Here is a 15,767-nt window from a genome sequence, read left to right on the forward strand (position 1 = left end):
TCCGTGGCAAGTGCAGGCTGTTCCAGGACAACCCGGCAGAAGGCATCCCATTCGCGCTCGTTCTGGAGACCGAGAATGATGGTCTTTCCGTCACCGGCCGTGAACAGGCCGTAGGGAAAAATGGTGGCATGCGATGCGCCTGCCCTCGGAGGCGGCGTGGCCCCGTCAAAAGCGTAATAGAGTGGATAGTTCATCCATTCGACCATACTCTCCAGCATCGAGACGTCGATATGCGCACCCCTGCAGGTCTTTCCACGCTGCAACAATGCGGCCAGGATGTTGGTGTACGCGTACATGCCAGCCGCAATGTCGGCAATGGAGCAAYCCGCTTTCGATGGGCTCTCAGGCGTACCGGTGATAGAAACAAATCCAGACTCCGCCTGGATGAGCAGGTCATAGGCCTTCTTGTCGCGATAGGGGCCATCATTGCCATACCCTGAGATGTCACAGACGATGATGCCTGGGTACCGCTGCGACAGCACCTCGTAGGAGAGGCCGAGTCGGTCAGCAGCACCTGGGGCAAGGTTCTGGACAAGCACGTCGGCCTTGTCGAGGATTTTCTGGAGGATGGCGGGCGCTTCGCGGTGCTTGAGGTCCAGAGCAAGACTCTCCTTCGAGCGATTCGTCCAGGCGAAATGCGAGGACATGCCATCCACCCGCTCGTCGTAACCCCGGGCGAAATCGCCAACTTTCGGCCGCTCGACCTTGATGACCCGAGCCCCTAGGTCGGCCAACTGGCGGGTGCAAAAGGGGGCGGCAATTGCATGTTCTAGAGAAACAACGGTGATGCCATCAAGGGGACGCATAGCAGCCTTAGTAAGAAAGTACCTCGCCTAGCCCACCGCAGCGGGAACGGGCAAGAGAATCTGGTGCACGGCAGCCGCTTATTAAATCAGGACTCGCCACGCGATGCCGGCGCATCCTGCTTTACCGGCAGGTATCGGCTACATCTCGGAATATTTGCATTCCTGCGCTTGGGACTAGTCTCGCAGCACGGTGACCTACGGTAAATCTCGAATTCTCGAACCACTCGTTCGGCCTCACCGAAAGCAGTGCCTGGGAGCACTACCACCCACGCCTGGCAGGTGTTCCTAAAAACATCCTTTGCGACAAAAGTGACGCCTTGATACAGTTATGCTGAAGGAGTACTTTATGCACTTTGATTTCGCCGACCTCCGACTGTTCGCACGCATCGCCGAGGAGGAAAACCTGTCTCGCGGGGCGAAAAAGGCATTTTTGTCCCCCGCTGCGGCTAGTGCGAGACTTAAGGCGCTGGAAGACCAGCTGGGAACCCGGCTCTTCTATCGTGAAAGCAAGGGGCTGGCCCTCACTCCCGCGGGTGAACGTCTTCTTCGACATGCGCGGGTCATCGAGCGCCAGTTCGAACACGTGCGCAGTGACTTTGAGGAATTCTCGAAGGATTCGGTCGGCCATATACGCATCTTCGCGAATACAACCGCAGTCACGGAATTCATGCCTGAGGTGCTTGCCCGCTTCATGGCAGAGCGACCGGCAGTCACAGTGGACCTCCAGGAGCGCCAGACGCGCGACATTATTCGAGGGGTGCTGGACGYCAGCGCCGATTTGGGAATCATCTCTGGGCCGCTAAACCCGGAGGGGCTCGAGGTCGTCCATTTCAGTACGGACAAGTTGGTGTTGGTGACGCCTGTCGGGCACCCCCTGCTGGAAAGGTCGAACGTTTCGCTTGTTGACACACTAGAGTATGAGCATGTAAGCATGCATGAAGGAAGCACACTTCACGCGTTCCTTACCGACCTCGTCCGCGACGAGCGCCGCAAGCTGCAAATTCGAATTCAGGTTCGTAGTTTCGAGGCCATGTGCCGCATGATAGAAGCCGGGGTTGGCATTGGCATCCTTCCGCTATCGACGACTCTCCGCCATCGTCAGACGATGAAGCTRGAAATTCTGGAACTCGATGAACCGTGGGCCATACGCGAGCGCGTAGTGATTGCCCGGGATCTGGAGGGGCTTCCTGGCTGCGCGAAGGCCCTTATCGACGAACTCATCAAAGTCGCGGAGGCCGCGGGGGGTAGTCCGTGTGGACGCGTTGCATGAGCGGCAATTGGGTATCAACCGACTGCAGCACTCCGGGGCGAAGCTCCCTATTCGGCTGACGCCCAGTGGAAGCGAAATCCAGTGAGATTCCGCTTTTTGTCATCACGTTCTTTGGCAGGCGCCGCGGCACCTATTCGCCCTGGTGCAGCCGAAGGCAGCTTATCAACCGCCGGAAATACGGGCGCTGCGCGGCGCAAGCATCCGCGCAGGCCACGACTCAACGAATAGTGAACGGATTCCCTGAACGGGCGCCTGTGTTAATCCACACGCTCTTTGTCTGGAGGTACGCGCGGATGGCATCAATTCCGTTCTCACGCCCCAGACCCGAGTCCTTGTAGCCGCCAAAGGGGGACATGAAGCTGACGGCGCGATAGGTATTCACCCACACGGTGCCAGCCTGAATCCTTTCCGCCATCCGGAACGCCCTGCCGATATCTGAAGTCCACACGCCGGCTCCAAGCCCGTAGCAACTGTCGTTGGCAATCCTGACAGCGTCGTCTTCGTCCTTGAATTTCAGAATCGAAAGTACCGGACCAAACACTTCCTCGCGAGCGATGCGCATCTGCGGCGTCACATTGGAGAAGATGGTGGGCTCGACGAACCAGCCATCGCCGCAAGAGGCAGGGTGGCCGCCGAGCACAAGGTCTGCACCCTCGTCGGCTGCAATCTTGATATAGGCGAGAACCTTTTCGTACTGCGCCGGCGTCGTGATGGGGCCAACTTGCGTCGACGCGTTCATTGGATTGCCAAGCTTTGCCGTCTTCGCCAACGCGACGAGCTTCCCGACGAACTCGTCGTGGATATCCTCCTGCAGGAGCAGACGCGAGCCTGCGATGCAGGTTTGTCCGCTGGCCGCGAAGATTCCCGAGACAGCGCCGTTAACTGCATCCTCCATGCTTGCATCGTTGAACACGATGTTGGGTGATTTGCCGCCCAACTCCAGACTCACGTGCTTAAACTGTGCCGCGCATTGCTGATTGATCGCGCGGCCGGTGGCGTCGGAGCCTGTGAACGTCACCTTCTTGACAAGTGGATGCGTGACAAGCGGCGACCCAACCTCGGCTCCGAAACCCGTCACCACATTGAACACCCCCGCCGGGAAGCCGGCTTCCTGGAAGAGCAGAGCCAATTCCAAAGCAGAGACCGAAGTGAATTCGGACGGCTTTACGACTACCGTGCACCCGGAGGCCAGCGCCGGCGCGATTTTCCACGCCAACAGCATTAGCGGGGAGTTCCACGGTGTAATGGCGGCCACGACCCCCACGGGCTCATTCCGCGTGTAGTTGAAGTAGCCCTTCTTGTCGAGCGGAACGACTGTTCCCTCGATTTTGTCGGCAAGGCCGCCGAAATAGTAGAACCACTGCGGCAGATACTTGACCTGCGCGCTCATCTCAGCGAGCAACTTGCCGTTGTCCCGCACTTCAAACTCAGCCAGCTGCTCGGCATCCCTGGCGATAAGGTCTCCTAGCTTCCGCAGCAAAGCGCCACGCTGGGTGGCTGTCATTTCTGCCCACGGGCCAGCGCGGAACGCATTATCGGCTGCGTTGACCGCGCGGTCGACGTCCGCCTCCGTGCCGCGAGCGACCTGGGCCCAGGCTTTCCCGGTGAAGGGATTCTGGGTTTCGAACCAACGACCATCGCTCGCATTCGCGAAGGTCCCGTCGATGAACATTTGATACTGCTTCATGGCGCAATGCTGTCCGGATAGGTTAGAAGACTAGAGCTAGAGCGGCGCGAATCCCAGGTGCTGACGGAAGCGGTTCTTGACGAAGACACCGTCGCGCGGGGGCAGAGCGCGCTGATGCTCTTCCGCGGCGATGTACACCTGGGCCACGGTCATGCCATCCGCATTCTTGATTGCCTGCGTCAGCTTCTCCAGTTCCGCAATCTCGGAGACTTCGAGCGTCGAGCGCACACCGCATCCGGCTGCCACCTTTGCGAGGTTGGTGCCCAGGCTGGTATGGCTTTGCTGCATGCCGGTCTCACCGAAGTGACCGTTGTCAAGAATCACAACTGCCAGGTTCCTGGGGTTTTGAGCTGCGGCAGTGGCGAGACTGCCAATACCCATCAGCTGCTCGCCATCGCCTGTAATGGCAATGACCTGCTTTTCCGGTTGTGCCAGGGCCAGCCCGAGCGCAACCGAGGTAGACCCGCCCATGGCGCCCCAAAGATAAAAATTGGAAGGACGGTCCCCGGCCGCAAAAACGTCGTACGAAGGGGAGCCGAGACCCGTCACGACGAGTGCATCGGGAAACTGCCTCAGCAGGGCGGCAACGAATTCGCGGCGGTTAATCGCCGACTTGGAGGTCGAGGTAGTCATGTTCAGCGCACCCACTTTTTGCGGCCGATGAGGCTTTGAGAGAGAAGAATGGCGACGCGTTGTCCCGCGTCGAATGCGGAGACCAGTCCCGCGTCGATGAGTTCTGCGGCATCTTCCGGCGCGTCCACGCGATACACCGTGATGCCCATCAGCTCAAGCGCCTTGGCGGTGGCCAAGCCCATTGGCGCTTGCCACGGATTGAACTCGGCGTACTCGCCGCGCATGGTGACGATGGTGAAGAACGGGAAGCGGCAACTATCCAGCAGCGAGAACATATTCACGCAGTTGCCAACACCACTGCTCTGCATTAGCAGGACCGCGCGCTCGCCACCCAGCCATGCGCCGCTGACAACACCGACACCTTCTTCTTCGGTGGTAAGAACAACGTCGCGGATTTCGGGGTCCTCTTTGGCCCGTTTGATGACATGAGAATGGCCGGCGTCCGGCACGTAAGCAACCTGGCGAACCCCGTTTTGCTTGAGGACTTGAAAGATATCTTCTTGCCAGGCTAGGGGCTCGGAATTTGGATTGGTCATGGGAGATTGTCTCGGTGGGGAATGACTTCGGCTATCATATAATTGACTGGAAGGCTTTATGAAATACAATAATTTGATTCCTCCAATCAGTAATTTGGATAGTCAAAACGTGCCGTCGGAGATACATGGACATCAAACAACTGCGTGCACTGCTGGCCATCGCCGAGACCGGGAGCGCTACCAAGGCCGCCGAACTCCTTCGCATCGTTCAACCTGCCGTTTCCCGACATGTCAGGCTGCTTGAGGAGGAGTTCGGTGTAGAGCTTTTTGAGCGCGAGCGGCATGGAATGGTCCTCACGGAGGCCGGTAAGACATTGGTTGAGTACGGCCGGCGCGCGTTGCGCGAACTGGACCGGGCCAAGGCTGAGATTCAGCCAGTGAAAGGGGCGATTTCAGGCACAGCCGCCATCGGTCTGCTGCCGAGCACGTGTGAGTTACTGGCAGCAGAACTTGTCGCAACCGTGAAAGGCAAGCATCCGCAACTCGTTGTCCGGCTCAATGTGGGCTACGCAGGCAACCTCCTGCAGTGGCTTGAGGCAGGCGACGTTGAGATAGCGCTCTTGTACGACATCAAGGCTTCCCCTGGCCTGCAAGTAGAGGCGCTGCTCGACGAACAGCTCTATCTGGTCGGCCTGCCTGGCACTGTTCCACAAGGTGATGCGCACACCATCGAGAGCCTTCGAGACCTTCCGCTGGTGCTACCAAACGCGCCACACGGTCTTCGCACAGTGGTCGAGCATGCATGCGCTGTCGCAGGAATCAAACCCACTATCGCGGTCGAGACCAATTCCCTGGCTGTCCAGAAATCTCTGGTTGCAAAGGGCTTTGGGTACACGGTTCTGCCCAGCTCGGCGGTATCCGAAGAGCTGGAGAAAGGCATCTTGGCGGCTGCACCAATTACCTCCCCCAACCTCTCCCGGCGAATCGTGCTGGCACATGCGGCTACGCGTCGAATGTCCCCAGCCGCGAGCTTTGTTTCGGCGGAACTGGTGACCCTGGCCAAACGGCTGGTGCTTGATGGAGCTTGGCCAGGCGCCGAGTGGGTAGGCCCGTAGCGGCATGCATTGGCGACCGTTAGTCCGGCTGGATGTTTCCTGCCTTGATAACGTCTGCCCATCGTTGCGTCTCGGCCTGAACGAACCTGGCGGCTTTGTCGGGTGTGGAGTCCAAGATGGGCTCAACTCCAATCTTGGCTAGCCGCTCGCGGACTTCCGGGTCTTTGACCGTCTGCAACAACGCAGCGCTCAACTTCTGCACGACAGGGGCCGGCGTGCCTCGAGGCACCATCACCATGTTCCAGATGGATGTCTCGTAGTTTGGAAAGCCAGCCTCCTTCATCGTCGGCACATTCGGCAGCACACTGGAGCGTGTGCCCGTCGTCACGGCAAGAGGCTTCAGGCGCCCGGCCTTGATCATCGGTCCTGCGGTAGTAACCGCATCAGTGATGAACTGGAGATCGCCGGAAATCACAGACTGAACTGCCTGGCTTGCGCCTCGAAATGGCGCGTGGACAATGTCTAGATGCTCTTGGTACTTGAGCAACTCCACCGCCATATGCAGCGCACTACCCTTTCCTGCCGAACCGTAGCTGTACTTCCCAGGATTCTTTTTGATGTCGTCGACCAGTTCCCTGGCCGTGTCTGCCTTGACGGACGGATTCACGGCGAGAACCATCGGCACGGCTGCCACCAGCGCAACTGGCACTACCGCGTTGGGCTCATACGGCAGAGTCTTGTACAAGGAAGTGTTGATGGCATGGGAACTAGTGCCAAAAAGCAGCGTGTAACCGTCGGCCTTGCTTTTGGCCACGGCGTCAGTGGCGATAGTGCCTCCCGCCCCCGCCTTGTTCTCCACGACGACAGATTGGCCCAGTATGGCGCCCAGCTTGTTGCCCACAATGCGGGCCACCAGGTCCGTGCTTCCACCGGCGGCAAAACCCACAACCATGCGAATCGGATGGTCCGGGTATGCCGGCTGCGCTTGAGCGCCAAAGGTTACGAGCGCACCAATCCCCACTTGAACCAGCAAGCGTTTCATGTCTCTTCCAGGTAATTATTTGGTCGGGTGGTGTGTGCATCGATACCCGTTGCATCGATGGTATCTAGTACGGAGGCGCATGGTGAAATAGAAAATAATGCTGCTGCCATCAGTGGATGTTTTGGCTGCGCCCGGAAATCACTGGGACAACCCCGCATCCTTTGGCACAGGCGGCGACGCGCCGGGCCGACGTAACCCTGGGTCGTCCTAGGATGTTCTGAATGCGCGCTTGGCGCGGGGCAAAAACGCGAAAACGCCGGCTTGCATTCGCAATGCCGGCGTTTTCGTCGTCACGGGTTTCACTAGCTCCGACGCGCATGGCCGTGGTACTGGGCCATCCACGCAAGCGAGCGTCTTAGTCCGCCTCTACCTTCATCGTCTTCAACAACGGTTGCCACTTGTCGCTTTCCGCCTTAAGCCAAGTCTTCAGCCCCTCCGGAGTTTGCTTGTCTACCGGAACAATCTCGGCACCAAGCTCATCGAGTCGTTTGGAGACCATCGGGTCCTGCAGCGCCTTCTGCAGAGCCTTCGTGATACGTGCTGTCACTGCCGGCGGGGTACCCTTGGGAGCGTACAGCCCGTGCCACACTTTCATCTCGAAACCCTTGAGACCACCCTCTTGCAGGGTCGGCGTATTGGGAAGCGCCTTGATTCGCTTCGCCGTGGTGACCCCATAAACTTTGAGCCGGTTGGCGTTGATGTGCGACAGCGTCGAGGTCGTCTGGTCACACAGCAGGTCGACCTGACCGCCCAGCAATGCAGTAAGTGCCGGCCCCGTACCCTGATAAGGAATCGAGTTCATCTTCGCATTCACGGCCTCCTCGAACAGGAGCCCACACAGTTGCGAGACTGCACCCAGACCGGCGTTGGCCAGAGAGACCTTGTCCTTGTTCTGGGTCACGAACTTGACCAGGTCAGCAGCCGTTGTGGGCGGAAGGTCCTTACGCCCGAGAAGCGTCATTGGCACATCGGCAACTTGCCCGATGTACGCAAAGTCCCTTAGCGGGTCGTACGAAAGCTTCTTATACAACGCCGGCGCGGTCGCCATCCCATTGTGGTGAATCAGGATGGTGTAGCCGTCCGGCTGTGCTCGAGCGACATATGCAGCCGCCACCGTTCCGCCGGCGCCCAGGCGGTTCTCCACGATGACGCTTTGCCCCAGGTCCTTGGACATGGCCTGACCAAGCGCCCTGGAAACCACATCCGTCGGACCACCGGCCGAAAACGGCACGACGAGGGTGATGGGTTTTGACGGGAACGCATTTTCGGCCATCACTCCCGAGGAAATCCCGAACCCCACTACCCCCATGACCAGCCACTTGGCGCCAAGGCAAAGGCGCTTTACTCCGGTTCTGCAAATCATGTCAGTCTCCAATATCGTCTTGGCAGGCTACAGGCCTGCCTATTTCCTCGGTAGTGGCAAGGTTGCCGGAGAACAGGCACGGGGAGAATCCGGATTTTCTGAATGGGCCATACGGCTCGGGCGAACGCCGGCCACGACTCCTTGACTGGAGCTCATCCCGTAGACGCCGCACAGATGCTATCCCGCAGTTCAGCCTGGGCACGAATGCCGCGTGGAGATGAGGCGCGAGCGAGACAGCACGCGGGGCACGCGAAGACTAGTCCGTCGAAGGGAACGCCGTCCCAAAGAGATTTCGCCGTGTTGATCTGACCGCTGCCACAACCGGTCACGCAGCAGAGTGCTTTCCGCTCGTTGAACCTCGTCGGACAATACCCATCAGCCAACTCTGCATTGCACAGAGGGCGGATAGGTATCACGGTATTATTCGGCGGTGATATTTCCGTCCTTGATCACCTTCGCCCAAGTGGCGAGTTCCTGGGTCACGAATTTATCCAGGGTCGGAGGATCCATGTAGGCAGCAAAGCCACCCTGCTCCTCGATCTTCTTTTTGTACTCCGGGCTTTCCGCGATCTTCTGGATCGATGCGGAGAGCTTCTTGACGATGTCGGGCGGAGTGCCCGCCGGCGCGAATACCGCAAACCAGGACTCCACGTTGTAGCTTGGCAGGCCCGCTTCGGCAGTTGTCGGGACATCAGGCATCGAAGGATGGCGCTTGGGCCCCGTGTAAGCCAGTGCCTTGATTTTCCCGGCCTTGACCTGACCGATTACCGACGGCGGTGTCGTCACGAACATGTCGACCTGGCCGCCAATGAGGTCGCTCACCACCGGGCCGGCACCCTTGTACGGGACGTGGGTTACCGGGACCTGCGCTTGATTGCCGAACATGACGCCCGCGATATGCTGGATGGAGCCGTTGCCCGATGACGCAAAGAACAAGCCTCGATTGTTCTTCTTGCCAAAGGCAATCAGGTCGCGCAAGTTCTGAGCCGGAATCTTGCCGCTGACAGCGACGACATGCGGGGCACGCATCACCAGGGCCACAGATACGAAGTCCTTGGGTTTCCAGCGCGCTTGGGGAAACAGCGCCGGATTGCCCACGTGATAGCCAGAATATTGCATCAGGAGCGTGTAGCCATCCGGCTTGGCTCGTGCGACAGCTTCTGTGCCAATGTTTCCACTGGCACCAGGCCGGTTTTCAATCACGATAGGCTGCCCCAGGTCCTTGGTCAGCTGCTCGCCGATGAGCCGCGCGACTATATCGGTCGACCCGGCGGGTGCGCTCGGGACAACCATCGTGACAGGCTTGCTGGGATAGGCGTCTGCTGCCAGCACCGGCCATGCGGACACAAGTACGAGCGCCGTCACAGCGGCTTTAACGCTCCATTTCATTTTTCTGTCTCCTTGATATATATGCCGGGAAGGCCTTGCCATCCCGGCCTTGTCACCGGTTTTCCGTTACTTCCGGAACAGTGCTTCCATCTCTTTACGAACACGGTAGGCCGGTTGCTCTGCGTCGATGACCACGTCCTCCCAAGTGAGGGACTGGTCCTTGGAGACATCGCGACGCAGCTTCAGGTTATGGGCGAGACCCAGAGGCAGACTGCCAACACGGAGCGACTCCTTCGCTGGGAAGAGCTTGCCAAACACCGTGTAGCCGCCTTCGCCATCAAGCATTTCCCCTGCCTTCAAGTCCCGCTTTGCGGTTGCGACGACGTCCGCATTGAAGTGCTGTGCCACGCCAGTCGGTTCGCCGCGGAGCCCGACGCTTGCCACGGAGATGCCCAGTTCCAGGCCGATGAGGTGCCATTTCTTGTACTGCACCATGCACTGCCCGTCGGGGTCAGTGAAGACCTGGTACTCCTTGAAGCAGCGGCGAATGTACTCAGTCGGTGCCTCAACGCAGACCCACACACCCTTGCGGATGTCGTAGCCCACAGAGGTACCGTCGGGGTTCAGCGACGACACCACATCGACCACACCCTTGGCCGACAACACGCCGCCGTCGGACTTGAGACGCATGACGGTGGGAATCTTCTCGACGGACGCCGGCGCGAAGGTGATACCTTCGGCCTGCACCTGAAGACCGGTGGCATTTGCAATGGCAGTGCTTTCGATAGCCGGCTTGGAACCATCGAGGAAGGCATTGAACATCTTCGGGTTCATGCCGCCGACGCGAGCCTGCTCGGCCGTCACGCCCCAGTGGTCCCAGACGGCAGCAATCGGGTTACCCGTACATTCAATGATGATGTCGACACCGGGGTGCGCGACAAGCGCCTCCCAATCGTCTCCGACATGCGTCGAGCCTGTGCGAACCGCGTCGTCGAGCGATGCCGCCTTGGCGCGACCGGGCTCCCAGCCCACGCGTTCAAGGCTGGCGTGGGCGTTTGCCGGCACAAGGTCAGCAATGCCAACCATGTGCACGCCAGGTGTGCGAGGCACCTGCGCCAGGTACATCGAGCCAAACTTGCCTGCGCCAATGAGGCCAACGCGCACGGGCTTGCCTTGCTCGGCACGCGCGAGCAACTGAGGATAGAAATTCATGGTCCAATCCAGTGAGGTGGAAACGAAATGCGTCAGATACGGGACTGGGCGAGGAAGTCCAGGTCGCAGCCTTCGGGGGCTTGCATGACGGTACGCTGATAGAGCTCCTGATATCCGCCGCGCTTCCGAGGCAGTGGCTTGCGCTCGGCAAGACGGCGTGCGATTTCTTCCGGCTCGACCAGCAGGTCGATGCTCTTTTGAGACACCGACAAGCGAATCCGGTCGCCGTTGCGTACCGCTTCCAGCGGGCCTCCTGCCGCTGCCTCAGGCGATACGTGCAGCACGATGGTTCCGTAGGCGGTTCCGCTCATACGTGCATCCGAGATACGCACCATGTCCTTCACGCCAGCCTTCGCGAGCTTCGAGGGAATGGGAAGGTAGCCGGCTTCCGGCATCCCCGCGGCCAGTGGGCCGGCGTTCTTCAGCACGAGGATGTCGTTGGCGTTGACATCGAGGTCGGGCGAATCGATTCGGTCCGCCAAGTCTTCCAGACTTTCGAAGACAACTGCGCGTCCTTCGGTCTCGAACAGGGAGGGCGTGGCGGCGGCCCGCTTGAAGATTGYACCATCGGGTGCAAGGCTGCCATGTAACGCAATCAGCCCGCCGACATTGCTTACCGGCTGGTCGAACGACCGAATGACCTTTCGGTCAATCCATCCGGCGGGTTCATCGAGGCGCTCGCGAAGTGTGCTGCCGTCAATCGTGAGGCAGTCCAGGTTCAGCAAGGGGCGCAGCTCCCGGAGCACCGCCCCCATACCACCGGCCGCGTGGAAGTCCTCCATATAGCCCTCACCCACGGGCTTAAGGTCCACCAGCACTGGTGTCTCATCCGAAATCTCGTTCAGGCGTTGCGGGCTGATGCGGATGCCGAGTCGCCCCGCAACGGCGGTCAGGTGAATGATTGCGTTGGTCGAACCGCCCAGCGCCATCAGCACCCGGAATGCGTTCTCGACCGACTGCCCGGTCATGATCTGGGAAGGCAGAATGGGAGAGTGCGCCAGTCGCACCGCCGCTCTGCCGCTCTCTTCCGCGGCTACCAGTCGCTGCGAGTCGACAGCAGGAATCGCCGCCGTACCGGGCAATGACATGCCCAGGGCTTCTGCAATGCAGGCCATCGTGCTGGCGGTGCCCATCACAGCGCAGGTGCCCGCCGTGGTGGCCAGTCGCGTTTCCACCATCTGGATTTCGCCCTGGTCAATTTCTCCGGCGCGGAACTTGCCCCAGAAGCGGCGGCAATCGGTGCACGCGCCCAGTCGCTCACCCTTGTGTCGGCCCGTGGACATCGGCCCGGTGACCAGTTGAATTGCGGGACGATTTGCAGATGCAGCGCCCATCAGCTGGGCGGGTACAGTTTTGTCGCAACCGCCAATCAGCACGACAGCGTCCATCGGCTGCGCCCGTACCATTTCCTCGACGTCCATCGACATCAGGTTGCGGTAGACCATGCTCGTCGGGTTAAGGAACACTTCGCCCAGAGAAACAGTGGGGAACATGCGCGGAAGGCCGCCCGCGGCCAGCACCCCACGCGAAACCGCTTCCACCAGTTGCGGCATGTAGCGGTGGCAGTTGTTGAAATCGCTAGGGGAAGCTGCGATGCCGATTACGGGTCGCGAGAGCAGCTCTCCAGAAATGCCCATCGAGTGCGCCATCGAGCGGCGCAGGTAACGCGCGAAGTCACGGTCACCGTAGTTCGTCAGTCCATTGTCGAGGCCAAGCGGTTCAGCCATGTTGGTTCTCCATGTGGGGTGCTGCGGCGCCGAACTGCACGGCCAGCATGTCTTCAAAGAATCGGGTCATTGCGCCCTTGTCGCTGGTACCGTGGCCGGCCAGAAGGCTTATTTGATAGGTCGCGGTCGCGGCAGCAAGGACCGGCATGGGGATGCAGTGGCGCGCACCAAGCTCGGCGGCGCTAACCAGGTCCTTGTAGGCGGCCTTGAGCGGATAGCCGTCGCTGAAGTGGCGTGCCAGGATGCGCGGCAGGAAGAATTCCGAGGCGTAGCTGCGCCCCGTGCCGCTGTTGATGACTGATGCAATCTTCTCCGGGTCAAGTCCCATCTTTCGCGACATGGGCAGGATCTCTGCGAGCGCGGCACAGTTGATATCAAACAGCAACTGATTGACGAGTTTCGTCAGCTGTCCGCTGCCTGCGTCACCCATGTACAGAATGTTGTTGCCCATACGTTCGAGCCACGGCCTGACCGTTTCGAATGTCTCTTCGGCGCCGCCGCACATGACAGTCAGCGTTCCTGCTTCCGCGCGCGATTGCATACCCGACACCGGCGCATCCAGGAACGCGATGCCGGCAGCCGAAAGACGAGCATGGATGTCCATCGTGGCACCGTGCTCCATGGTGCTGGTATCGACGACGATAGACCCCGGGCGAAGCAGCGATGCCAAACCGCCCTCGCCGAACAGCACATCGAGTACTGATGCCGTGCCTGGYAGGCTCAGGAACACGATATGCGCGTCGGTCAATCCGGCGAGGTCTTCAGTCGTCGTAGCTCCCGCCGCCCGCAATTCCGGATAGGCGTCTTGCAGCTTCGACGCGACCAGCAGGTCCGTGTCGGCATGAATAAGGTTCAGCGCCATTGGCTTGCCCATCTGGCCAAGGCCAACGAAGCCAACGATAGTGCGGTCGGACTTTGCGCCAGTCATGCGTCGGCCCTCTCGGAGATTTCAATCAAATTGAGGTCGGGGTCGCGCAGGTAGATCGAGCGAATGCGGTAGTTGGCCCCGGTGCGGGCCACTGGCCCTTCGATGATGTGAGCGCCGCGGGCATTCAGTTGCGCGATGACTTCATCCAGCGCAATCGCCGCGATAAAGCAGAGGTCCAGCGCGCCAGGCACGGGAAGATGGGCCTTCGGCTCGAATTCCTTGCCCCTCACATGCAGATTGATTTTCTGCTCGCCGAACTTGAAGGCTTTGCGGCCTTCTCCGAATGTCTCGAGTGTCATTCCCAGCAGGCCAACGTAGAAGTCTACGCATGCCTGCTCGTTGCTCGTGGTCAGTACGAGATGGTCCAAATGGTGAATCACGGGAGTCTCCTTCTTGCAATTCCGCGAATGAAGCGAATGTATGCGCGCTGGGCGATTGGGCGGAATTCCTAATTTCACATGCATCCTTCGCGTTTTGCGAAGGATGCATGTGCGCTTTCTTGCTAGGATGTGTCCATGTCACAGGACTTCATCAACCCCGCCCGCGTCGATTTCGTCACATTGCGTCTCTTCTGCGCCGTAGCTCAGACCGGCAGCATCACGAAGGGGGCTGAGCGGTGCAATTTGGCGCTCTCGGCTGCGAGCCGCCGCATTTCCGATTTCGAAGCGGCGTCCAAGGCCGTTCTCATGGAGAGAACGGTGCACGGGATACGCCTGACGCCGGCCGGACATGTCGCTCTCCAGCATGCGATGCGACTGTTCCAAGGGTTCGAGCTGTTTAGCAATGAGCTAAGCGAATATTCGAGCGGGTCGCGGGGACACGTCCGGCTATGGGCAAACATGTCTGCCTTGGTCGAATTTCTGCCTTCCGCGTTGGAAAGCTTTCTCCATCTCTACCCGGACACCCGCGTCGAGGTGGAAGAGCAGCTTAGTGGAGACATCGTTCGCGCCTTGGTAGAAGGATTGGCCGACGTGGGAATATTCGTCGAGGGCGCGCCGACACACGGGCTGAACGTGCTTCCGTATCGGACGGACCGTCTGGTCGTCCTTTGCTCCAAGACCCACCCCCTGGCAGCAGTCGACAAAGTCGACTTCCGGAGTTGCCTGTCGTATGACTTTGTCGGCCTGAATCGCGGAAGCTCATTGCTGAACACAATTTCCAGCGCCGCCCACGACATCGGCTTCCCTTTGCGGCTGCGAGTCCAGGTGCGCAGCTTCGACGCGATGTCGGAAATGATTGCCTCGAATCTGGGCATTGGTGTACTGCCGCTCGGAGTTTGCTTCCGGAAGCTGGAGCCTATGGGCTTGAAAGCCATTTGGCTCGAGGATGCCTGGGCAGAAAGACGCCTTCTGATCGCCACGAGCGCTGCCCGCGCGCCTTCCGGCTCGGCCGCACTCCTGGTCGAGCATCTAAGCAAGTCGCCAGATTAAGTGCCCCCGCACCTGCCCGGCGCCCCTCTGGTACGGTGGCAAGAGGCCCCCATTGCGAAGCATTTGGGGGCCGACGAACAGGCAACCTAGGGATACTGAAAGCACTGGACAATGAGGCGACGGTCTCCAGGTGCCATGGAAGCGCCCTGATTGTCGAGAGCTCGGGAGGCGAACTGAACAGCTCCCTTTCTTCACCGCTAAATCAGTACAGGCCGTGAGGCTCAAGCACCTTGCGAAGCCACTCCTGCTCCCTCACGCCGCCCGCGATTTCTGCCATGATTTTCCGCTCGTTCTTCGCGGTGAGGGCGACTGCATCCAGCAGAGCGCTTGCCTGAGACACCGGGAATGAGACTACGCCATCCTCATCTCCAACAACGACGTCGCCTGGAGAGACAATCTGGCCCCCAATCGTCACTGGCGCGTTCATGGACCCCGGTCCCATCTTGTAGGGCCCTCGATGGCTGACACCCCTCGCGTAACACGGGAAATCTGCGTCATGGAACGCGGCCGTGTCGCGGATGGCGCCGTCCAGGACAAAGCCGGCGCAGCCCCGCGCCGCCGCGTATTGCATGATGAGCTCGCCCACAAGGGCGTTCGTACAATCACCGCCGCCGTCGACAACCAGAACGTGGCCGGGTTGCAACTCCATCAAGGCCTTGTAAATCAGGAGATTGTCACCCGGTCGAGCCTTTACCGTGATGGCCGTACCGACAAGCTTGCGGCTGCGGTTGTATCGCTTCAGGCCTGTTACGCCGGACAACCGCTGCAGGTTGTCGCTGATGTGCGGCGTGACCACGTTCCGGAAAGCC

Annotated in this window: 15 protein-coding genes; 3 read left to right on the forward strand and 12 right to left on the reverse strand. The window is 59.8% G+C overall.

Features of this window, described 5'->3' with window-relative positions:
- On the reverse strand, positions 1–806 hold an 806-nt coding region (locus tag AC1DO7_RS35380; RefSeq protein ID WP_477117182.1), incomplete at its 3' end, for a CaiB/BaiF CoA transferase family protein.
- Positions 807–1,152: 346 nt separating this feature from the next.
- Between AC1DO7_RS35380 and AC1DO7_RS35385 the strand changes: the two genes are divergently transcribed.
- Positions 1,153–2,076: a LysR family transcriptional regulator gene (locus AC1DO7_RS35385; RefSeq protein ID WP_477117183.1), complete on the forward strand. Its 924-nt coding sequence runs from the start codon at positions 1,153–1,155 to the stop codon at positions 2,074–2,076.
- 217 nt (positions 2,077–2,293) lie between these two features.
- Here AC1DO7_RS35385 and AC1DO7_RS35390 read toward each other — a convergent pair whose 3' ends face one another.
- The 3 genes from AC1DO7_RS35390 to AC1DO7_RS35400 are packed head-to-tail and all read right to left on the reverse strand — an operon-like array spanning position 2,294 to position 4,932.
- A complete protein-coding gene (locus AC1DO7_RS35390; protein ID WP_441619927.1) occupies positions 2,294–3,763 on the reverse strand; it encodes an aldehyde dehydrogenase in 1,470 nt (489 codons plus the stop codon).
- Between the two features lie 36 nt (positions 3,764–3,799).
- Entirely contained in the window at positions 3,800–4,396 is a 597-nt protein-coding gene (locus tag AC1DO7_RS35395; RefSeq protein WP_441619925.1) for a thiamine pyrophosphate-dependent enzyme, read from the reverse strand.
- Positions 4,397–4,398: 2 nt separating this feature from the next.
- Entirely contained in the window at positions 4,399–4,932 is a 534-nt protein-coding gene (locus AC1DO7_RS35400; RefSeq protein WP_441619923.1) for a phosphonopyruvate decarboxylase, read from the reverse strand.
- 125 nt (positions 4,933–5,057) lie between these two features.
- On the opposite strand from AC1DO7_RS35400, the gene AC1DO7_RS35405 reads away from it, so the two are divergent.
- Entirely contained in the window at positions 5,058–5,987 is a 930-nt protein-coding gene (locus AC1DO7_RS35405) for a LysR family transcriptional regulator (protein WP_441619921.1), read from the forward strand.
- A 19-nt stretch (positions 5,988–6,006) separates the two neighbouring features.
- Here AC1DO7_RS35405 and AC1DO7_RS35410 read toward each other — a convergent pair whose 3' ends face one another.
- The 7 genes from AC1DO7_RS35410 to AC1DO7_RS35440 all read right to left on the reverse strand — a co-directional run bounded on the left by AC1DO7_RS35410 (position 6,007) and on the right by AC1DO7_RS35440 (position 13,908).
- The gene (locus AC1DO7_RS35410) at positions 6,007–6,969 is read right to left on the reverse strand and encodes a Bug family tripartite tricarboxylate transporter substrate binding protein (protein WP_441619919.1); all 963 of its coding nucleotides are present in this window, start codon (positions 6,967–6,969) and stop codon (positions 6,007–6,009) included.
- A gap of 355 nt (positions 6,970–7,324) precedes the next feature.
- On the reverse strand, positions 7,325–8,332 hold the full coding sequence (locus AC1DO7_RS35415) for a tripartite tricarboxylate transporter substrate-binding protein (RefSeq protein WP_441619917.1): 1,008 nt from the start codon (positions 8,330–8,332) through the stop codon (positions 7,325–7,327).
- A gap of 420 nt (positions 8,333–8,752) precedes the next feature.
- Positions 8,753–9,721 carry a Bug family tripartite tricarboxylate transporter substrate binding protein gene (locus AC1DO7_RS35420; RefSeq protein ID WP_441619915.1) on the reverse strand — a complete coding sequence of 323 codons (969 nt, stop codon included), beginning with the start codon at positions 9,719–9,721 and terminating at the stop codon, positions 8,753–8,755.
- Positions 9,722–9,787: 66 nt separating this feature from the next.
- The gene (locus AC1DO7_RS35425) at positions 9,788–10,873 is read right to left on the reverse strand and encodes an NAD(P)H-dependent oxidoreductase (RefSeq protein ID WP_477117184.1); all 1,086 of its coding nucleotides are present in this window, start codon (positions 10,871–10,873) and stop codon (positions 9,788–9,790) included.
- A gap of 32 nt (positions 10,874–10,905) precedes the next feature.
- The gene (locus tag AC1DO7_RS35430) at positions 10,906–12,600 is read right to left on the reverse strand and encodes an IlvD/Edd family dehydratase (RefSeq protein WP_477117185.1); all 1,695 of its coding nucleotides are present in this window, start codon (positions 12,598–12,600) and stop codon (positions 10,906–10,908) included.
- The gene (locus AC1DO7_RS35435) at positions 12,593–13,528 is read right to left on the reverse strand and encodes an NAD(P)-dependent oxidoreductase (RefSeq protein ID WP_441619909.1); all 936 of its coding nucleotides are present in this window, start codon (positions 13,526–13,528) and stop codon (positions 12,593–12,595) included. Before AC1DO7_RS35435 ends, AC1DO7_RS35430 begins: the two co-directional genes overlap by 8 nt.
- Positions 13,525–13,908, reverse strand: a complete 384-nt coding sequence (locus AC1DO7_RS35440) for a VOC family protein (protein WP_441619907.1) — start codon at positions 13,906–13,908, stop codon at positions 13,525–13,527. The genes AC1DO7_RS35435 and AC1DO7_RS35440 overlap by 4 nt, the downstream gene beginning before the upstream one ends.
- A gap of 135 nt (positions 13,909–14,043) precedes the next feature.
- On the opposite strand from AC1DO7_RS35440, the gene AC1DO7_RS35445 reads away from it, so the two are divergent.
- Positions 14,044–14,958, forward strand: a complete 915-nt coding sequence (locus AC1DO7_RS35445; protein WP_441619905.1) for a LysR substrate-binding domain-containing protein — start codon at positions 14,044–14,046, stop codon at positions 14,956–14,958.
- Between the two features lie 202 nt (positions 14,959–15,160).
- Here AC1DO7_RS35445 and AC1DO7_RS35450 read toward each other — a convergent pair.
- On the reverse strand, positions 15,161–15,767 hold a 607-nt coding region (locus AC1DO7_RS35450), incomplete at its 5' end, for an RraA family protein (protein WP_477117186.1).

The organism is Cupriavidus sp. 05N40 (assembly GCF_056397305.1).